Here is a 19,085-nt window from a genome sequence, read left to right as displayed (position 1 = left end):
TGTCGAGGCTAGCGCGGAGCGTAACAGAGGGGTCGGAGAACGGACAAAGGATCTACCCAACGGGTGCGACGCCGCCCGTCCCCTGAATCACGTCCACCGAACGGGGAGTGGCCACGACCTCGCGACCGACAGGGAGATCGAGCAGGGAAGGGACCGCGGCCTCGCGACCGAACAGGGAGATCGGAAAAAGGGAGGACCGCGGCCTCGCGATCCGACGCCGGGCGGACCCACGGCCGGCCCCTGGAACGACGAACCGCCCGCGGCCCCGCGCCACGGCCCCCTCCCTTCGCGTACGGGAGGGGACCGTGGCGCGGGCCACGGGCGGCGGGGTGCGCCTACTTGGCGTCGACGATCATCCCGGCGCCGACGGTGTTGTTGGTGGACTCGTCCACCAGGATGAAGCCGCCGGTGAGGCGGTTGCGGGCGTAGTCGTCCACGAACAGCGGCCGGGTGACGCGGAGCGAGACCCGGCCGATCTCGTTGAGGCCGAGCGACTGTGCCGTCTCGTCCCGGTGCAGGGTGTTGACGTCCAGCCGGTAGTGCAGGTCCTTGACCAGGGCACGGGCCGTGCGGGTGGTGTGCTTGATGGTCAGCTTGGTGCGCGGGGCGAGCTTGGCGGTGTCGGCCATCCAGCAGATCATCGCCTCCAGCTCCTGGGAGACGTGCGGCTGGTTGTTCGGACGGCAGATCATGTCGCCGCGCGAGATGTCGATGTCGTCCTCCAGCCGCAGGGTGACCGACATCGGGGGGAACGCCTCGTCGAGCGGCCCGTCGAAGGTGTCGATCGACGCGATGCGCGTGGCCAGTCCCGAGGGCAGGTGCATGACCTCGTCGCCCGGCTTCAGCACCCCTCCGGCGACCTGGCCCGCGTAGCCGCGGTAGTCGTGGAGTGAGGGGTCGGTGGCCCGCTGCGGGCGGATGACGTACTGCACGGGGAAGCGCACGTCGACCAGGTTGCGGTCGGAGGCGATGTGCACGTGCTCCAGGTGGTGGAGCAGGGAGGATCCGTTGTACCAGGGCGTGTTCTCCGAACGGGACACCACGTTGTCGCCGTGCAGCGCCGAGATCGGGATGAACGTGAGGTCCGGCGCGTTCAGCTTGGAGGCGAACGCGGTGAACTCCTCACGGATCTCCTCGAACCGCTCCTGGGAGTAGTCGACCAGGTCCATCTTGTTGACGGCGAGGACGAGGTGCGGCACCCGCAGCAGGGTGGTGAGGAAGGCGTGCCGCCGCGACTGTTCGAGCACGCCCTTGCGGGCGTCGATCAGGACGATCGCCAGGTCCGCGGTGGACGCGCCGGTGACCATGTTCCGGGTGTACTGGATGTGCCCGGGGGTGTCGGCGATGATGAACTTGCGCCTGGGAGTGGCGAAGTAGCGGTAGGCGACGTCGATCGTGATGCCCTGTTCCCGCTCGGCCCGCAGGCCGTCGGTGAGGAGCGACAGGTCGGTGTACTCGGTGCCGCGGTCGCGGGAGGTGCGCTCGACGGCCTCCAGCTGGTCCTCGAAGATCGCCTTGGAGTCGAAGAGCAGCCGCCCGATGAGGGTCGACTTTCCGTCGTCGACACTTCCCGCCGTGGCGAAGCGAAGAATGTCCATTAGCGCTGCTCTCCAGGGGTCGTACGGCGTGCGCGGCCGGACCGCGCGGGAAGGGACTCGCGGTGGGCCGGGTGGACCGGGTGGGCCAGGTCGCACGGGGCGCACGGGGCGTCGAAGATTCGGACTCTCACTAGAAGTAGCCCTCCTTCTTGCGGTCCTCCATGGACGCCTCGGAGGCCCGGTCGTCGGCGCGGGTGGCGCCGCGCTCGGTGATCCGGGTCACCGCGATCTCCTCGATGATCTCCTCGACCGTCGCGGCACCCGACTGGACGGCGCCGGTGCAGGTCACGTCACCGACCGTCCGGTAGCGGACCGTCATCTCCAGGAGCGACTCGTCCTCGTCACGGGTGATGAACTCGCTGTCGGCGAGCAGCATGCCGTCGCGCTCGAACACCTTGCGGGTGTGGGCGAAGTAGATCGACGGAATCTCGATCCCCTCGCGCCGGATGTAGTCCCAGATGTCGAGCTCGGTCCAGTTGGACAGCGGGAACACCCGGATGTGCTCGCCCTTGCGGATCCTCGCGTTGTAGAGGTTCCACAGCTCGGGACGCTGGTTCTTGGGGTCCCACTGGCCGAAGTCGTCGCGGAAGGAGAACACGCGCTCCTTGGCGCGAGCCTTCTCCTCGTCGCGGCGGGCGCCGCCGAACACCGCGTCGTACTCGTTCTCCTCGATCGCGTCCAGCAGCGTCGTGGTCTGGAGCCGGTTGCGCGAGGCCCTGCGACCGGTCTCCTCGACGACGCGTCCCGCGTCGATGGAGTCCTGGACGCTCGCGACGACGAGGCGGGCGCCCAGCTCGGCGGCTCGGCGGTCACGGAACTCGATGACCTCGGTGAAGTTGTGCCCGGTGTCGACGTGCATCAGGGGGAAGGGAATCGGCGCCGGCCAGAACGCCTTCTCCGCGATGCGGAGCATGACGATGGAGTCCTTGCCCCCGGAGAAGAGCAGACAGGGACGCTCGAACTCCGCCGCGACCTCACGCATGATGTGAATAGCCTCTGCCTCGAGGACATCGAGCTGCGACGTGGTGTAGTCGCGCTGAAGCATCAGACTCTCCTAGCGGGGATTAGCGGTGCAGATCCCGGATTCCAGCGAGCAACGTTGGCGCCAGTCCCGGTAGGGAAACAAGAATATCCGGCAGTGAGGGGTCGGGCTGGTTGTAGACCAGCGGCGAGCCGTCGATACGGCTCGCGTGGACCCCTGAGGCGAGGGCCACCGCGACAGGCGCGGCGGAGTCCCACTCGTACTGGCCGCCGGCGTGCACGTAGGCCTCGACCTCGCCGGTGAGCACGGCGGAGATCTTGGCGCCCGCCGAACCGATCGGCACCAGGTCGGCGCCGGCGAGACGGGCCAGGTTCTGCACGAACTCCGGCGGACGGGTCCTGCTGACCGCGATCCTGGGCCTCGCGCCCGCCTCGGGGGCGGGCGGCACGGGGGGTTCGAGGGTGGAGAGCGTACGGCCCTGGGCGGGCAGTGCGACGGCTCCGGCGGTCAGCGTGCCGCGCTCCCAGAGTGCCACGTGGACCGCCCAGTCGGAGCGGCCCTCCTCGGCGAACTCGCGGGTGCCGTCCAGCGGGTCGATGATCCAGACCCGCTCGGCGCGCAGCCTGCGCGAGTCGAGGCGCTCCTCGCTGGTCGCCTCCTCGGACAGCACACTGTCACCCGGACGCAGCCGGGACAGGGCCTCCATGAGAAACACGTGGGAGGAGGCGTCTCCCTCCTTGCGAAGCTCGGACGGGTCGCCGAAGCCGCGCTCCGCGCGCAGCGCCGCCAGCTTCTCACCGGCCGTCGTCGCCAGTTCGGCGGCGAGCTCGTGATCGTCGCGAACGGTCATCAGTATGCTCCAGCTCCTCGCGCGACAGCCGACCAAGTCTTCCACAGGATCTGCAGGTCCAGCATGAGGGACCAGCTCTCCACGTAACGCAGGTCCAATCGTACGGATTCCTCCCAGGAGAGGTCAGAGCGGCCACTCACCTGCCAGAGGCCGGTCATGCCTGGCTTGACCAGTAATCGACGGCGGACGTCGTCACCGTACCTCGCGACCTCCTCGGGTAGTGGCGGCCGGGGGCCGACCAGCGACATATGCCCCAGAACCACGTTAATCAATTGCGGCAGTTCGTCCAGTGAGTGACGGCGCAGCCGGGCGCCCAGCGGCGTCACCCTCGGATCATTACGGATCTTGAAGAGCAGGCCGGGACCGTCGCTGGACAGGGCGATCTTCCGGTGCTCGGCGTCGGCGCGCATCGTCCGGAACTTGTAGATCGTGAACTCGGCGCCGTCGCGCCCCACCCTCGTCTGCCGGAAGAACACCGGTCCCGGCCCCGAGGCCCGTACGGCCACCGCCACCCCCGCCAGCAGGGGCAGCAGCGCCGTCAGCAGCAGCCCGGCCCCCACCCGGTCGAACAGGTTCTTGAGCACCTGGCGCAGGCCGGAGATCTCGGGGTGGTCCACGTGCAGCAGCGGCAGTCCCGCCGCCGGGCGAATGGTGATCCGCGGCCCGGCCACCTCCATCAGGGCGGGGGCGACGATCAGGTCCGTGTGGGTCTTCTCCAGCCGCCAGGCCAGCCGCCGCAGCGCCACCCCGTCCATCTCCGGGCAGGCGAGCACGGCCACGGTGTCGGCCGAGACCCGCCCGACCGCGAGCGCGACCTCGGAGAGGTCGCCCAGGACGGGCACGCCCGCCACGTCGCCCATCCCGCCGCGCGCGACGACCGGCACGCTCTCCACATCGTGCATCCCGCCGCGCGGGATGCACGCCGCCACGACCTCCATGCCGTGGTAGCGCTCCCGGCGGAACCTGCGGACCAACTCGGTGATCGCCGCCCGGTGACCCACCGCCACGACCCGCCGCATGCACCCGCCCCGCGCCCGCCTGCGGTGCAGGGAACGGCGCAGGACGTACCTGGCGAGGAGGGTGAGCAGTGTCGTCAGCGGGAGCGCCAGCACCACGTAGCCCCGGGCCACTTCGATCTTGGTGAGGTAGGCGCAGACGGCGAGGGCGGCGGTGAGCATGAAGCCGCACTGCAGGATCCGCTGGAACTCCTCGGAGCCCAGGCCGATGAGCCGGGGCTCGTAGGCGCGGTTCAGCGCGACCACGCAGACCCAGACGACGGGCAGGGCGGCGCTCAGCACGACGTACGGGAAGACGTAGGCGGTAACCTCGCCGAATCGAACGAACAGCGCGAGGGCTCCGGCCAGGGCGGCGCAGACGGTGTCGGCGGCGACGGCCGTCGCGCGGTGCTTCCGCACCCAGCCCGGTGTGCGCCGCCGCGCGACCGGAACGGCCCCTGCCTCCCGCACGGCCCCGGACCCGCCTTCCCGCACGGCCCCGCTTTCCCGCATGGCCCCGGCTTCCCGCATGTCCGGGGCGGCTCCGGCTTCGCGTGTGTGCGGGACGGCTTTCGCCTCGCCTTCCCGCACAGCCGGCACGGCCTTCCCTTCGGCTTCCCACGTGGCCTGGACGGCTCCCGACCCGCTCTGTTGTGCGGCCTGGAATGCGGTCACGTCGCGCACGCGCTCCCCCTGCGTAACCGTTCACGGACAGACAGTCATGGAATGCTAGCGGTGGCGGGAGAGACCAGAAGGTTGAAGACCGAAACATACATCTCTGTGGATGTCGAGGCAGATGGCCCCATTCCGGGGCCTTATTCAATGATCAGCATGGGTATGGCCGTGGCCGGGCGGATGACCGGAAAGGTCTTCGAGCCGGTGGATCCACAGACCCTCACGCTCTACGCGGAGTTGCGGCCGATCAGCGACGACCACGTGCCCGAGGCGCTCGCCGTGAGCGGGCTCGACCGGGAGACGCTGATCCGCGAGGGCCGCGACCCGGCCGAGGCGATGCGGGAGGCCGCCGCGTGGATCCGCGAGGTGTGCGGGAACAGCTCGCCGGTGCTGGCGGCCTATCCGCTCTCCTACGACTGGATGTGGATTTACTGGTATTTCATGCGCTTCACCGGCGCCTCGCCGTTCGGGCACTCGCGGTGCATCGACCTCAAGACGCTGTACGCGGCCAAGGCGGGCGTACCGATCGGCTGGGCGACCAAGCGGCAGATGCCCGAGCACCTGCGGTCCCGGCGTCCGCACACCCACAACGCGCTTGACGACGCGATCGAGCAGGCCGAGCTGCTGCAGAATCTGATGGCGTTCGACCGCCGCTGACATCGGTCACGGGGAGCACGGCACGAACACCCCGGCTTCCCGGCGGGCCGAATGCCCGGACGGACCGGCTCCCCGGGCGGGCCGGCCGTCCGAGCGCTCCGATCGCTCCGAGCGTCTGGGGCCCCGGCCGTCCGGAGGTCCGTCCGTCCGGACGGGCAGGCGGGCGGGCCTCCTGAGGCCGACCGGCTGAGCCGGCTATCTGGGCGGACCGGAGATGTTCAGGTCGCCGGCGTGGAAGGCGTTCTGGGTCGGCTCCAGGCCGACCTTGATCAGCGACTCCACCACGTCGGAGGCGCGGTCGACGAGGAAGGCGAGATCCTTGCGTTCGGCGGTGGCGAAGTCGCGCAGGACGTAGGCCGCGGCGTCCATCCGGCCCGGCGGGCGGCCGATGCCGAACCTCACCCGCAGGTAGTCCTTGGTCGCCAGCGACTTGGTGATCGACTTCAGCCCGTTGTGGCCGTTGTCGCCGCCGCCCAGCTTCGCCCTCAGCGCGCCGTAGGGAATGTCCAGCTCGTCGTGGACCACGACCACCCTGGCCGGGTCGACCTTGTAGAAGTCGGCCAGGGCCTTGACCGGCCCCCCGGAGAGGTTCATGAAGGACAGCGGCTTGGCCAGCACGGCGGGGACACCCGCCAGGCGGCCCTCCAGGACCTCCGCCCGCGACCTGTGCGCCTTGAACCGTCCCCCGGCTCGCGCGGCGAGCTCGTCCAGGACCATGAACCCCGCGTTGTGCCGGTTCCCGGCGTACTCCGGCCCGGGGTTTCCCAGGCCCACGACCAACCAGCGGTCCACGATCGGCATCCCTTCACACGCGTCAGGGCGGCCCGGTCCCGGGCCGCCCTGACAGATCTAGCAGAGAAAACTACTCGGCGCTCTCGCCCTCGGCGGCCGGAGCGGCCTCGGCCGTCTCGGCGGCCTCGCCCTCCGGCTCGGCGACCGGGGTCGCGGCGACGATGAGGACGAGCGCCTCGGGGTCGGCGGCGAGGGTCGTGCCCTTGGGCAGCTTCAGGTCGGCGGCGGTGATCTGGGTGCCGACCTCCAGGCCCTCGACGTCGACCTCGACGCCCTCGGGGATGTGGGTGGCCTCGGTCTCGACGGAGACGGAGACGAGCTGCTGGTCGAGGATGCCGTCGGCGACGTCGCCCACCACGGTGACGGGGATGTCGACGGTGACCTTCTCGCCGCGACGGACGAGGATGAGGTCGACGTGCTCCAGGAAGCCCTTGATCGGGTCGCGCTGGACGCCCTTGGGCAGGGCCAGCTCGGTCACGGCGCCCTCAAGGCGGATCAGCACGTTCGGCGTACGCAGGGCGAGCAGCAGCTCGTGACCCGGCAGGGACAGGTGCTGGGGCTCGGTGCCGTGCCCGTAGAGGACGACGGGGACCTTGTCCTCGCGACGGATCTTGCGGGCGGCGCCCTTGCCGAACTTGTCACGGAGTTCGGTGGTGATGACCACTTCGGACATGGCTGATCTCCTAGGGATCTCGGGAATCGGAAAGGTGCGCTCCCCCTCACCCGCCCTAGCGGAAGGCGTTACGAGCGCACGCAATCCCACAACCCTACCGTGTCAACGGTGACGCCGAACGCGTCGCGGTCCCGAACGCCCTCGGACAGCTCCGGAAGGGGCTTCACCGCGCTCCGGGAACGGGGAAGAGGACCGTCCCCGGGAACGCGTGCACGACGGTTTCCCGGGGACGGGACGGGGTGTCAGCTGTCGCCCTCGAAGAGGCTCGTCACCGAGCCGTCGCTGAAGACCTCGTTGATGGCGCGGGCGATCAGGGGGGCGATCGACAGCACGGTGAGCTTGTCGAACCTCTTCTCCTCGGGCAGCGGCACCGTGTCGGTGACGATGACCTCGGAGATCCCGGAGTTCTTCAGCCGGTCGACCGCGGGGTCGGAGAACACCGCGTGGGTGGCGGCCACGACCACGTTGGTCGCGCCCTGCTCGTACAGCGCGTCGGCCGCCTTGCAGATCGTCCCCGCGGTGTCGATCATGTCGTCGATCAGCACACAGGTCCGGCCCCTCACCCGGCCGACGACCTCGTTCACCTTCACCTGGTTGGCCACGTCGAGGTCGCGGCGCTTGTGGATGAAGGCGAGCGGGGTGCCCAGCGTGTCGGCCCAGCGCTCCGAGAGCCGCACCCGGCCGGTGTCGGGCGAGACGACCGTGGTGCTGGCGAGGTCGAGCTTGTCCTTGAGGTAGTTGACCAGGACGGGCATCGCGAACAGGTGGTCCACCGGGCCGTCGAAGAAGCCCTGGATCTGGGAGGTGTGCAGGTCGATCGACATCAGCCGGTCGGCACCGGCCGTCTTGAACATGTCGGCCATGAGGCGGGCGGTGATGGGCTCGCGGCCCCGGCCCTTCTTGTCCTGGCGGGCGTAGCCGTAGAACGGCATGATCACGGTGATCCGCTTGGCGGAGGCGCGCTTGAGCGCGTCCACCATGATCAGCTGTTCCATGATCCACTGGTTGATCGGCCAGGTGTGGCTCTGCATGACGAACGCGTCGCAGCCGCGGACCGACTCCTGGTAACGGGCGTAGATCTCCCCGTTGGCGAAGTCGCGCAGCGTTGTCGGCGCCGCGTCGACCCCGAGGTGGCTCGCCACCGCGTCCGCCAGCTCCGGGTGCGCGCGCCCGGAGAAGAACATCAGGTTCTTCTCACCGGTCTTCTTGATGCCGCTCATGCCGTCCCCCTCGCCTGAGAGCCCGCCGATACCCGCGCGACGCCGCCGCGCCCGCCGGACCGCCCATCGGGCCGCTCGCCGGGCCGCTCGCTTCGCTCACTCACGTCTGGCTCCCCTGCTGTTCCCCGGCCTCGGCGGCCCGTAGCGCCGCCTCGGCCGATCTGGTGCCCGCGCGCCTGCGCGCGACCCACCCTTCGATGTTGCGCTGGCGCGCACGTGCCACCCCGATCGCTCCCGGGGGGACGTCTCCGTCGATGACCGATCCCGCGGCCGTGTACGCGCCGTCGCCGATCGTGACCGGCGCGACGAGCATGGTGTCGCACCCGACGAAGGCGTTCTCTCCCACCGTCGTGTGGTGCTTGTTGACCCCGTCGTAGTTGACGAAGATCGCCGAAGCGCCGATGTTGGCGCCCGCACCGATCGTGGCGTCGCCCACGTAGCTCAGGTGTGGCACCTTGGCCCCCTCACCGACCTGCGCGTTCTTCATCTCAACGTACGTCCCCGCCTTCGCCTTGCGCGCCAGGACCGTACCGGGGCGCAGGTAGGCGTACGGCCCGACCAGGGCCTCGGGGCCGATCACGGCGTCGACGCAGACGGCGTTGCGCACCAGCGCGCCCTCTCCGACGATCGTGTCGGTCAGGGTGCTGGCGGGGCCGATCTCCGCGCCCTCGGCGACCGTCGTGCAGCCGTGCAGCTGGGTGCCGGGGTGGATCACCACGTCCGCCTCGAGGATGACGTCGGCGTCGACCCATGTGGTGGCCGGGTCGATCACGGTCACCCCGGCCCGCATGTGGGCCTCCAGCAGGCGCGCGTTGAGCACCTTGCGGGCGAACGCCAGCTGTACGCGGTCGTTGACGCCCTCCACCTCCACGTAGTCGGCCGCGATGTGCGCGCCGACCCGGTGGCCGTCCTCCCGCAGGATCGCGAGGACGTCGGTGAGGTACTCCTCGCCCTGGGCGTTGGAGGTGGACACCCGCTTGACCGCGTCGGCGAGCAGGAGTCCGTCGAAGGCGTAGACGCCGGAGTTCATCTCCTTGATCGCCCGCTGCGCGGGGTTCGCGTCCTTCTCCTCGACGATCTCCAGGACCGCTCCCGAGGCGTCGCGGACGATCCGGCCGTAGCCGCGTGGATCGGGGACCTCGGCCGTCAGCACGGTGACGGCGTTGCCGTCCTGTCCGTGCCGTTCGAGCAGGGCGGCGAGGGTCTCGGCGCGCAGCAGCGGCGTGTCGCCGTACGTCACCAGGACGGTGCCGTCGATGGTGCCGGTCGCCTCCAGTGCGGTCCTGACGGCGTGGCCGGTGCCCTTCTGCTCGGTCTGGACGACGGTCCGCGCGTCGGGATCGGTCCCGGTCAGGTGCGTCTGGACCCGCTCCCTCTCGTGACCGATGACGACGACGAGCCGCTCGGGTTCGAGGTCCCTGGCGGCGGCGAGCACGTGGTCGACCAGGGCGCGGCCGCACAGCTCATGGAGGATCTTCGGTGTTCTCGACTTCATCCGGGTGCCCTCGCCTGCGGCGAGGACGATGACGGCTGCCGGGCGCGGCACACTCACGGACGAGGCTCCCTCGGCGTCGCGACTGAGACATGGCGAAGCGTGGTGACGAACGGCTACCCCGGGGGGCGGCGTCCTCACCTGCTCGACACCGTGAGGATACCTTCCCCCTCGGGGAGCCACTCAGCCGACCAGCCGAGCGAATAAAACAGACAGAAGTGGATTGCTCCGGCACCAGGACTCGAACCTGGACAACAAGGACCAAAACCTTGCGGGCTGCCAATTACCCAATGCCGGACCGGTCGGGCGATCGGGACGGAACCCGTACGCCCGGCACCCCTACGATACAGAGCCCGCACCGCCGAACGCGCCCCGTTTCCACACCCGCTTCCGCGACCCACCCCCGAGGCCCGTGCGACCGGGCACGCGCTCGGTCGTCCGATCTCCCAGGCATCCCGGACGCCTCAGGGGACACGGATCCCCCGGGCGCCACCGGCCTCACGGGCGGGCGCGCGCGGGATCCTCGTTTAGCAGGTCAGCCGGGGGTAGAACAAGTGATGGACCCGCTACGGAGTGAATCCCAGAGAGTCATGTTCCTGACATTAGGCGCTTAGGTGTTCCTAACTTACGATTGCGTAGGTTACGGTTGCGTAGCCGGACATGAGTCCTTGCCTTTTCCGAGCCACCGCGAGGTAGCGCATGACCCTCATCGAAGAGCGCCCTGCTCAGGGCCCAAAACCTGACATCGACCCCGAGCGGAAGACCCTGCCCGAGATCATCACCTTCGGAGTGGTGGTCGGCGCCCCGCTGATCGCGCTGGTCGTGGCCGTCCCGTTCGCCTGGGGGTGGGGACTCGGCTGGTCCGACGTCATCATCGCGAGCGTCTTCTACGTGGTCACCGGACTGGGCGTCACCGTCGGCCTGCACCGCCACTTCACGCACGGCTCGTTCAAGGCCAAGCGCCCGCTGAAGATCGCGTTGGGCATCGCCGGCAGCCTCTCCATGGAGATGTCGGTGCTCGACTGGGTGGCCACCCACCGCAAGCACCACAAGTTCTCCGACAAGGAGGGCGACCCGCACTCGCCGTGGCGCTTCGGCACGGGCTTCGTGGCCGTGGCCAAGGGCCTGCTCTGGGCACACATGGGCTGGCTCTTCGAGGCCGACAGGGCCAACCGCGAGAAGTACGCGCCCGACCTGGTCAAGGACCCGGACATCATCAAGCTGCACAAGTTCTTCCCCGTCCTGGCGATCACCACGATGGTGATGCCCGCCCTGCTGGGCGGCCTGCTGACCTGGTCGTGGTGGGGCATGGCGACCGGCTTCTTCTGGGGCACGCTGGTCAGGATCGGCCTGCTGCACCACGTGACCTGGTCGATCAACTCCATCTGCCACGTCTTCGGCGAGGAGGCCTTCGAGTCGCGCGACAAGTCGCGCAACGTGTGGTGGCTCGCCATCCCCTCCTTCGGCGAGTCCTGGCACAACCTGCACCACTCCGACCCGACCTGCGCCCGGCACGGCGTGCTGAAGGGGCAGATCGATCTCAGCGCGGGCGTCATCCGCTGGTTCGAGAAGGCCGGATGGGCCTACGACGTGCGCTGGCCGACGCCCGAGCGCCTCGCCGCCAAGCGCATCGCCGCCTGACCCGGGGTTCGGGTCCCGTCCGGGAGCGGGGGAACGCCATTATTAGAGACGTGAGCGAACCCCGACGGCGCATGTCAGGTAAGGAACGCCGGGAACAGCTGATCCAGATCAGCAGGACCCTGTTCGCGGAGAAAGGGTTCGACGGCACATCGGTCGAGGAGATCGCGGCGACCGCGAACGTCTCCAAACCGGTGGTCTACGAGCACTTCGGCGGTAAGGAGGGCGTGTACGCGGTCGTCATCGACCGGGAGATGCAGAAGTTACTGAGCCTGGTGACCGAGGCGCTGTCCGCCTCGCACTCGCTGATCAAGCTGGAGAGGGCGGCCCTCGCCCTGCTGGCCTACGTGGAGGAGAACAGCGAGGGTTTCCGCATCCTCGTCCGTGACTCGCACGCCGCCTCGGGGACCGGCACGTTCGCCAGCCTGATCAACGACATCGCCAGCCAGGTCGAGGACGTCATGGTCGACGAGTTCGTCGAGCGAGGCTACGACCCCAAACTGGCTCCCATGTACGCCCAGATGCTGGTCGGCATGGTGGCGCTGACCGGCCAGTGGTGGCTCGACGTGCGCAGACCGGCGCGCGAGGAGGTCGCCGCCCACCTGGTCAACCTGGCCTGGAACGGTCTGACCGGCCTGGATCCCAACCCCCGGCTGACCGCGGCCTCGCGCGGCCTGGAGCACCGGCTCGCCCATCCACAGCCGCGCCCGTCGGAACCCCACCCCTCCGGCCCCCGGCCGCGCGCCACCGGGCCGGAGCAGAAGGAGCCGGAGGAGCCGGAACCTCCCCCGGAGGAGTCGCCACCCCTGACGGAGAAGGAGATCCGGGAGCTGGAGAAGGCCCGCGAGCGGGAGCTGAAGAACCAGGAGAAGCTGCGCGAGCGCGAGCTCAAGGAGCAGGAGAAGGCCCGCGAGCGCGAGCGGCGCGAGGCCGAGAAGCTCGCCAAGGACCTGGAGAAGATCCGGCTCCGCGAGCAGCGGGAGCTGGAGAAGGTGCGCGAGCGGGAGTACCGGGAGCAGCAGCGACTGCTGCGGGAGCAGGAGAAGGCCCGCGAGCGCGAGCTGCGAGATCTGGAGAAGGCGCGGCTCAAGGAGGCCAGGGCCGCCGGGGACGGCCGCAGGCACGCAAGCTCCGTCGACACGGGGCGGGAAAAGCTTGAACCAAGTGAGTAAGCAACAGCGCTCGTTGAGACGAAGTTAACGTTCCGTTCAATCAAAGCGGGCATTCTGGTCATATGTCCGCTGAACTCGTTCGCCCGGCCCCCGATGGGCTCTCCCTACCCCAGGAACGCTTCCTCAACCGGGAGGAGAGCTGGCTCCAGTTCAACCAACGGGTTCTGGAGCTGGCGGAGGATCCGTCGCTGCCCCTGCTCGAACGGGTGCGGTTCCTCGCCATCTTCGCCAGCAACCTCGACGAGTTCTTCCGCGTGCGGGTGGCCGGGTTGAAACGACGGATGGCCACCGGCCTGCTGCTCCGCACGAAGAGCGGGCTGAAACCGCGTGAGGAGCTGGCGAGGATCGCGGCCATCGCCAACGACCTCGCGCAGCGGCAGTCGGCCTGCTTCCACGAGCGGATCTGCCCGCAACTGGGCGCCGAGGGCATCGAGATCGTGCGCTGGGACGATCTGGGCCGCGACGAGCGCAGCGAGATGCGCAAGCTCTTCAGGGAGCGGATCAGGCCGGTGCTGACGCCGCTCGCCGTCGACCCCGCCCATCCCTTTCCGTACATCTCGGGTCTGTCCCTGAACCTGGCCGTCACCGTCCGCAACCCCTCGACGGGCAACACGGTCTTCGCCAGGGTGAAGGTGCCCAGCCAGCTCCCCCGCTTCGTCACGGCCTCCAGGGACCGCTTCGTCCCGCTGGAGGACGTGATCGCCGCCCACCTCGGACAGCTGTTCAAGGGCATGGAGATCGTCGAGCACCACGTCTTCCGGGTGACCCGCAACGAGGACCTCGACGTCGACGAGGACGTCACGGAGAACCTCATGCAGGCGCTGGAGCGCGAGCTACTCAAGCGCCGCTTCGGCCCCCCGGTCCGGCTGGAGGTCGAGGACACCATCACGCCCGAGGTGCTCGACCTGCTGGTGGACGAGCTGGGGGTCGCCGAGCACGAGATCTACCGGCTGCCGGGGCCGCTGGACCTGACCGGGCTGCACGCGATCGCCGACCTGGACCGGGGCGAGCTGAGCTTCCGCCCGTTCGTGCCCGCCGAGGTCGTGCACGTCGAGGACGACATCTTCGCGGTGCTGCGCGAGCGGGACGTGCTGCTGCACCACCCGTACGACTCGTTCTCCACGAGCGTGCAGCGCTTCATCGAGCAGGCCGCGGCCGACCCCGCCGTGCTCGCCATCAAGCAGACGCTCTACCGCACCAGCGGCGACTCGCCGATCGTGGACGCGCTGATCGACGCCGCCGAGGCGGGCAAGCAGGTCGTCGTGGTCGTGGAGATCAAGGCCAGGTTCGACGAGCACGCCAACATCACCTGGGCTCGCAAGCTGGAGCGGGCCGGATGCCACGTGGTCTACGGCGTCGTGGGCCTGAAGACCCACTGCAAGCTCGCCCTGGTCGTGCGCCAGGAGCCCTCGGGCGAACTGCGCAGCTACTGCCACATCGGCACGGGGAACTACAACCCCAAGACCGCCAGGCTGTACGAGGACCTCGGCCTGCTCACCGCCGACCGGCTGGTCGGCGAGGACGTCACGGACCTGTTCATCCACCTCACCGGCTACTCCAACCACTCGGCCTACCGGCGGCTGCTCGTCGCCCCGCACTCGCTGCGCGGCGGGCTGCTGGCCAGGATCGAGCGGGAGATCTCCCACCAGGAGGCGGGACGGCCGGCCAGGATCAGGATGAAGACGAACTCCCTGGTGGACGAGCCCATCATCGACGCCCTCTACCGGGCGTCACAGGCCGGCGTACCGGTGGACCTGTGGGTGCGCGGGGTCTGCACGCTCCGCCCCGGTGTCCCCGACCTGTCGGAGAACATCAGGGTGCGGAGCGTGCTCGGCCGGTTCCTCGAACACTCGCGGATCTACGAGTTCGGCCACGGCCGGCGCCCGGAGATCTGGATCGGCAGCGGTGACATGATGCGCCGCAACATCGAGCGCAGGGTGGAGACGCTGGTCAAGGTCTCCAGCCAGCAGCAGCGCAACTATCTCAGCGACCTGCTGGACCGGGCCATGTCCGACGACACCGCGACCTGGTGGCTCAACTCCGACGGCACCTGGACCCGGCACCCCGGCGACGACCTGCAGACCTACCTGATCGGCACCCGCAGGTGGAGAGCGATCGATGACTGAGCGCGGCCCCCGCCCGGACGACATGATCCACGCGGCCGGGGCGGTCATCTGGCGCGGCTCCCCCGACGCGCCGGAGGTCGCGCTCGTCCACCGGCCCAAGTACGACGACTGGTCGTTCCCCAAGGGGAAGCTGAAGCGCGGTGAGCACCCCGTCGCCGGCGCGCTGCGGGAGGTGGCCGAGGAGACGGGCCTCACCGTGGAGTTCGGCCGGTCGCTGCCGTCGAGCCACTACCTCAAGGGCGGGCGGCCCAAGCGGGTCGACTACTGGCTGGCCAGGATGGTCTCCGAGGGCCGTCGCACCGACACCCACGAGGTCGACGGCGTGGCCTGGCTACCGGTGGAGGAGGCCGCACGGCGCCTGAGCTACGAGTGGGACGCCGGGCTGCTGCGCGCGCTCGGCGAAGCGCCGCTCGCGACCACCCCGCTCGTGCTGGTACGACACGCCCTGGCGGGAAACCGGCAGGACTGGAAGGGCGACGACGACGACCGGCCGCTCGACGGGCGCGGGCGCGGGCAGTCCGAGGTGCTGGCGAGCGTGCTGGGCGCCTTCCGCCCCGCGGAGCTGGTCAGCTCACCCAGCAGGCGGTGCGTACAGACCCTGGAGCCGTACGCCGAGCGGGCCGGTCTGCCGATCCGGCTCGAATCCGTCCTGTCGGAGAACGGCTACGACTGCCGGGCCTCCCTGCGCCTGGCCACGGAGGCGATGGCCTCGAACCGGCCCGTCGCGCTCTGCAGCCACGGCAAGGTCCTGCCCGAGCTGATCGCCGGGCTCGACGAACGGGCGGGCGACACGCGGCTGGCCAAGGGCGCGTTCATGGTGCTGCACCACGCGGGCGGCGACGTCGTGGCCGTGGACGCCTACGACGTCTGACGGCACGCCTGAGGCGTCGGCGTCCCTCCGTGAAGGACACGTCGGCCGTCCCGCCGTGAAGGATCTCGTGCCGCCGGAGCATGGGGGACCTCGTGCCGCCGGAGCTCGCCGTGACCGAGACGCCGGGTGGGGTCGTCCCCGTTCGGCCGTCCCTTCAGAGGATTTTCGCGACGGCGACCCTGGTCTTCTCCCAGATCCGGGGGAACTCCTCCCACGCGCGCGCGGCCGCGGCCCGCTCCACGCCGGTCAGCACGCCGTAGGTGAACGTGTCCTCCCCGACCAGGCGGGCGTTTCCGGCCTCGGCCGCGAGCCGCTCCTGCGCGACGACGCCGTCCATGTGGTTGCCCAGCACCTCCTGGACGTCCTCCGCCCGCTTGGCCAGCTTCCTCATGCCGATCACCTCGGCGGTGTAGCGGGCCCGTTTGGCCGCCTTGCGCACCTCGTGCATCGCGACCTCGCGCTCGGACTCGTCCTCGACGGCCTGGGCGGTGTCGTAGATCCTGGTGACCCGGCGCCAGCTCTTGGCGGCGACGACCTCCAGGGTGTCGGCGGGCTTCTTCGCGGCCTTGGTGAGCACCGGGGTGCCTGTCAGGTCGTCGAGGGCGTCGAGCAGGGCGAAGTAGCGCTCCCCGCCCATGATGTCCCTGATCCGGTCGAGGGCCTCGTGCTCGTCGTCCAGCAGGTCGGAGCTGAGCCTCGCCCGCACCGGGCCCACGATCAGCGCGTCGTCCAGGCTGTCGAGCCGACGCGCGAACCGCTCACGGATGACCTCCAGATCACGTGCCTCACCGAGGACCGCGCCGAGCCACTTGAGCTCCTTCCTGAGGTCGTCGGTCCCCTCGACGACCGTCTTGAACGACTTCAGCGCGCTGCGGAGCCGCCGGGCGGCGACGCGCATCTGGTGTACGGCGTCCTCCTCCGCCTTCCTGACCCGGGGGTCCTGGGCGAGCAGCGCGCCGACCTGGGAGGTGAGGTAGTCGAGGACGACCTCGCCCGCCGACCCGGGAGCGGTCTCGGCGCGCGGATGCTCCGAGACCGCTCCGGCGCCGCCGAGCAGGCGCGCGAGCTTGCTCGCCGAGTCGGCGGGGACGGCCCCGGCCTTGCCCAGCCGCTTGCCGACCTTCTTCAGGAGCTTCTCCTCCCCCTGGAGCAGCTCCGCCTCCACCTCGCGCCAGCGCTCGACGTGGGGTTCGTCACCGAACACGGTGCCCTTGACCCGGTCGTCGGCGATCTCGACCAGCCCCACCCCGGCACCGTTGACCAGGGTGGTGACGGAGCGGCGGGTGTCCAGCTCGGCGATGGGCGCGAGCGGGGCGCCCCGGGTGTAGGCGAGCACGAGGTCCGCCAGCTCGGCCGGGACGATCTTGGCGCTCCGGGTCAGCGGGTGGGTGATCTCCTGCCGGACGCCCTTGGCCTTGGGAAGTTTGAGGTGCCAGCCGGGATCGGTGCCGCCCCTGCGCCTGCGCAGGGTGATCCCCCGCGCGGCGAGCCTCAGATCGGGCGTGTCGAAGTAGAGGGCGACCAGCTGGTGGGTTTTCGGCCCCACCACCCCTGTCGAACCCGGCAGGCCGGTAAGGTCCGGCAGCCGGTAGTCCACCGGCACGTCGAACTTGTCCTCGATCTCTATTCCCACAGGTCATCCCCAGATTTGCCCAGATATCTACCGTCTCTTCGCAGTATTTATTGATGCCCTGTTATCCGTCCAGGAACCCCGGCCAGTGCCGTGACCAGGACGCCACCGCTGTCCGGGCTACATTCCAACGATCACTTCTGAGCGACCGCGAAGATCCGGCGGAAGGGGAAGACCGTGCCGTACGGCTCGGGCGGGTAGGCCTCGCGGAGGGCGGCGGCGCAGTCGGCGAGGAAGGCGGCGGCCTCGGCGGGATACAGACGGTCGAGCATGGGGCGCAGGGCGGTGCCGGTGATCCAGGTGAGCACGGCGTCGTCACCGGGCAGGACGTGCAGGTAGGTGGTCTCCCAGGCGTCCACCCGGCAGCCGAGGCCGGTGAGCAGGCCGAGGTAGGCGGCCGGGTCGTCGACCGGGGAGGGCCTGGCCAGGTCGCCCAGCCGGTCGCGCCACGTGGTGCGGCACAGCTCGCGGATCAGGGTGTGGCTGGGGGCGTCGAAGTTGCCGGGGACCTGGAAGGCGAGCCGGCCGCCGGGGGCGAGGGCCTCCACCCAGCGCGGCAGCAGTTCGCGGTGCTCAGGCACCCACTGCAGGACGGCGTTGGACACGATCACGTCGACCGGGCGCTCGGGGCGCCACGTCGTGACGTCGTCGACGGAGAAGCTCAGCGAACCGCCCGCGGGGGCCTTCTCGATCATGGCGGGCGAGGAGTCGAACCCGTGGACGCGGGCGTCCGGCCACCGCCTGGCGAGCTCGGCGGTGAGCTCACCGGTGCCGCAGCCCGCGTCGACCACGTAACCGGGGCGCTCCACGGCTATCCTGGAAACAAGATCGAAGAACGGTCGCGAGCGCTCGTCGGCGTAGCGACCGTAGACCAGGGGATCCCACATATCTCTTGACATCAAGACAAGTGATATCCGGCAAGATATCTCGATGTCAAGACAGATAGACTCGCGCCATGACCCAGCACCACTCGGACCACGGCTCCGGGCGTCCCTCCGCCGCGAAGGACAAGACCGTCGCGGCCGACGCGGCCGCCGGGGATCCCGACCAGGACCCCGACAGGAACCTCGTTCGGGATCCCTACAAGGACCTCGGCCAGGATCCCACCCCGGACTCCGGCCGAAACCTTGACCGAGACCTCGGTCAGGATCCCGAGAAGGACGAGGTCGACCTGCTGGTCGCCGCCTGGCGCCAGGAACGCCCCGACCTCGACGTGGAACCGCTTCAGGTGCTCAGCCGGGTCTCCCGGCTCGCCCGCCACCTCGACCGCGCCCGCCGGGCCTCCTTCGCGGAGCACGACCTGGAGACCTGGGAGTTCGACGTGCTCACCGCCCTGCGCCGGGCCGGGGAGCCGTACGAGATGAGTCCGGGAGCCCTGCTCCGCGCGACGCTGGTGACGTCGGGGACGATGACCAACCGGATCGACCGCCTGGCCGCGGCCGGGCTGGTCAAGCGGCGCCCCGACCCCGAGGACCGGCGCGGCGTCCTGGTCTCCCTGACCGACGCCGGACGGACGCGGGTGGACGGAGCCTTCGCCGACCTGCTGCGCCGCGAGCGCGATCTCCTGTCGAGCCTGGGAAAACGCGAACAGCAGGCCCTCGCGGACCTGCTGCGCACGCTACTCATCCCCTTCGACACCACCGACACCGGAGTGCGTTGACAGTTCATGCCCTCCGGTGAAGATCCAAACCTGGGCCTTCCGCATTCCTGGACG

At 69.7% G+C, this 19,085-nt stretch carries 16 protein-coding genes and 1 tRNA gene; 6 read left to right on the top strand and 11 right to left on the bottom strand.

What is annotated here, in order from left to right:
- Positions 1 to 335: 335 nt before the first annotated feature.
- The 4 genes from cysN to ACFY3V_RS23780 form a co-directional block, all read right to left on the bottom strand.
- Complete coding sequence (gene cysN, locus ACFY3V_RS23795) at positions 336 to 1,598, bottom strand: sulfate adenylyltransferase subunit CysN (RefSeq protein ID WP_362898814.1); 1,263 nt, start codon at positions 1,596 to 1,598, stop codon at positions 336 to 338.
- Positions 1,599 to 1,728: 130 nt separating this feature from the next.
- Positions 1,729 to 2,643 carry a sulfate adenylyltransferase subunit CysD gene (gene cysD / locus ACFY3V_RS23790; RefSeq protein WP_350950225.1) on the bottom strand — a complete coding sequence of 305 codons (915 nt, stop codon included), beginning with the start codon at positions 2,641 to 2,643 and terminating at the stop codon, positions 1,729 to 1,731.
- Positions 2,644 to 2,662: 19 nt separating this feature from the next.
- The gene (locus ACFY3V_RS23785) at positions 2,663 to 3,430 is read right to left on the bottom strand and encodes a 3'(2'),5'-bisphosphate nucleotidase CysQ (protein WP_362898812.1); all 768 of its coding nucleotides are present in this window, start codon (positions 3,428 to 3,430) and stop codon (positions 2,663 to 2,665) included.
- On the bottom strand, positions 3,430 to 4,938 hold the full coding sequence (locus ACFY3V_RS23780; RefSeq protein ID WP_389776284.1) for a sugar transferase: 1,509 nt from the start codon (positions 4,936 to 4,938) through the stop codon (positions 3,430 to 3,432). The genes ACFY3V_RS23785 and ACFY3V_RS23780 overlap by 1 nt, the downstream gene beginning before the upstream one ends.
- Before the next feature lie 318 nt (positions 4,939 to 5,256).
- Here ACFY3V_RS23780 and ACFY3V_RS23775 point away from each other — a divergent pair, with 318 nt between their 5' ends.
- Positions 5,257 to 5,757: a 3'-5' exoribonuclease domain-containing protein gene (locus tag ACFY3V_RS23775; protein ID WP_350950223.1), complete on the top strand. Its 501-nt coding sequence runs from the start codon at positions 5,257 to 5,259 to the stop codon at positions 5,755 to 5,757.
- Positions 5,758 to 5,952: 195 nt separating this feature from the next.
- Here ACFY3V_RS23775 and pth read toward each other — a convergent pair whose 3' ends face one another.
- The 5 genes from pth to ACFY3V_RS23750 form a co-directional block, all read right to left on the bottom strand.
- On the bottom strand, positions 5,953 to 6,558 hold the full coding sequence (gene pth / locus ACFY3V_RS23770) for an aminoacyl-tRNA hydrolase (protein WP_350950222.1): 606 nt from the start codon (positions 6,556 to 6,558) through the stop codon (positions 5,953 to 5,955).
- A gap of 61 nt (positions 6,559 to 6,619) precedes the next feature.
- Positions 6,620 to 7,222 (bottom strand): 50S ribosomal protein L25/general stress protein Ctc, encoded by a 603-nt coding sequence (locus ACFY3V_RS23765; RefSeq protein ID WP_362898805.1) that lies wholly within the window; start codon positions 7,220 to 7,222, stop codon positions 6,620 to 6,622.
- Positions 7,223 to 7,464: 242 nt separating this feature from the next.
- The gene (locus ACFY3V_RS23760; protein WP_350950220.1) at positions 7,465 to 8,442 is read right to left on the bottom strand and encodes a ribose-phosphate diphosphokinase; all 978 of its coding nucleotides are present in this window, start codon (positions 8,440 to 8,442) and stop codon (positions 7,465 to 7,467) included.
- A gap of 100 nt (positions 8,443 to 8,542) precedes the next feature.
- Positions 8,543 to 9,994 (bottom strand): bifunctional UDP-N-acetylglucosamine diphosphorylase/glucosamine-1-phosphate N-acetyltransferase GlmU, encoded by a 1,452-nt coding sequence (gene glmU, locus ACFY3V_RS23755; RefSeq protein ID WP_362898803.1) that lies wholly within the window; start codon positions 9,992 to 9,994, stop codon positions 8,543 to 8,545.
- 166 nt (positions 9,995 to 10,160) lie between these two features.
- Positions 10,161 to 10,232 (bottom strand) — tRNA-Gln (locus tag ACFY3V_RS23750).
- A 401-nt stretch (positions 10,233 to 10,633) separates the two neighbouring features.
- Here ACFY3V_RS23750 and ACFY3V_RS23745 point away from each other — a divergent pair.
- The 4 genes from ACFY3V_RS23745 (at position 10,634) to ACFY3V_RS23730 (ending at position 15,741) form a co-directional block, all read left to right on the top strand.
- Complete coding sequence (locus ACFY3V_RS23745) at positions 10,634 to 11,575, top strand: fatty acid desaturase (RefSeq protein ID WP_362898801.1); 942 nt, start codon at positions 10,634 to 10,636, stop codon at positions 11,573 to 11,575.
- Positions 11,576 to 11,625: 50 nt separating this feature from the next.
- Positions 11,626 to 12,744 carry a TetR family transcriptional regulator gene (locus tag ACFY3V_RS23740; protein WP_389776277.1) on the top strand — a complete coding sequence of 373 codons (1,119 nt, stop codon included), beginning with the start codon at positions 11,626 to 11,628 and terminating at the stop codon, positions 12,742 to 12,744.
- Between the two features lie 62 nt (positions 12,745 to 12,806).
- A complete protein-coding gene (locus ACFY3V_RS23735) occupies positions 12,807 to 14,870 on the top strand; it encodes an RNA degradosome polyphosphate kinase (protein ID WP_350950216.1) in 2,064 nt (687 codons plus the stop codon).
- Entirely contained in the window at positions 14,863 to 15,741 is an 879-nt protein-coding gene (locus ACFY3V_RS23730) for an NUDIX domain-containing protein (RefSeq protein ID WP_389776274.1), read from the top strand. Before ACFY3V_RS23735 ends, ACFY3V_RS23730 begins: the two co-directional genes overlap by 8 nt.
- A gap of 154 nt (positions 15,742 to 15,895) precedes the next feature.
- Here the strand turns inward: ACFY3V_RS23730 and ACFY3V_RS23725 are convergent, their stop codons facing one another.
- On the bottom strand, positions 15,896 to 17,374 hold the full coding sequence (locus ACFY3V_RS23725; protein WP_362898796.1) for a CYTH and CHAD domain-containing protein: 1,479 nt from the start codon (positions 17,372 to 17,374) through the stop codon (positions 15,896 to 15,898).
- A 131-nt stretch (positions 17,375 to 17,505) separates the two neighbouring features.
- Positions 17,506 to 18,270: a trans-aconitate 2-methyltransferase gene (locus tag ACFY3V_RS23720; protein ID WP_389776271.1), complete on the bottom strand. Its 765-nt coding sequence runs from the start codon at positions 18,268 to 18,270 to the stop codon at positions 17,506 to 17,508.
- Between the two features lie 272 nt (positions 18,271 to 18,542).
- On the opposite strand from ACFY3V_RS23720, the gene ACFY3V_RS23715 reads away from it, so the two are divergent.
- Entirely contained in the window at positions 18,543 to 19,031 is a 489-nt protein-coding gene (locus ACFY3V_RS23715; RefSeq protein ID WP_362899192.1) for a MarR family transcriptional regulator, read from the top strand.
- Positions 19,032 to 19,085: the final 54 nt, after the last annotated feature.

The sequence above is a fragment of the Streptosporangium sp. NPDC000095 genome, assembly GCF_042899335.1.
Taxonomy (GTDB): Bacteria; Actinomycetota; Actinomycetes; order Streptosporangiales; family Streptosporangiaceae; genus Streptosporangium.
Note: the sequence above shows the minus strand (reverse complement) of the source record. Positions and strands in the feature narration are given on the sequence as shown.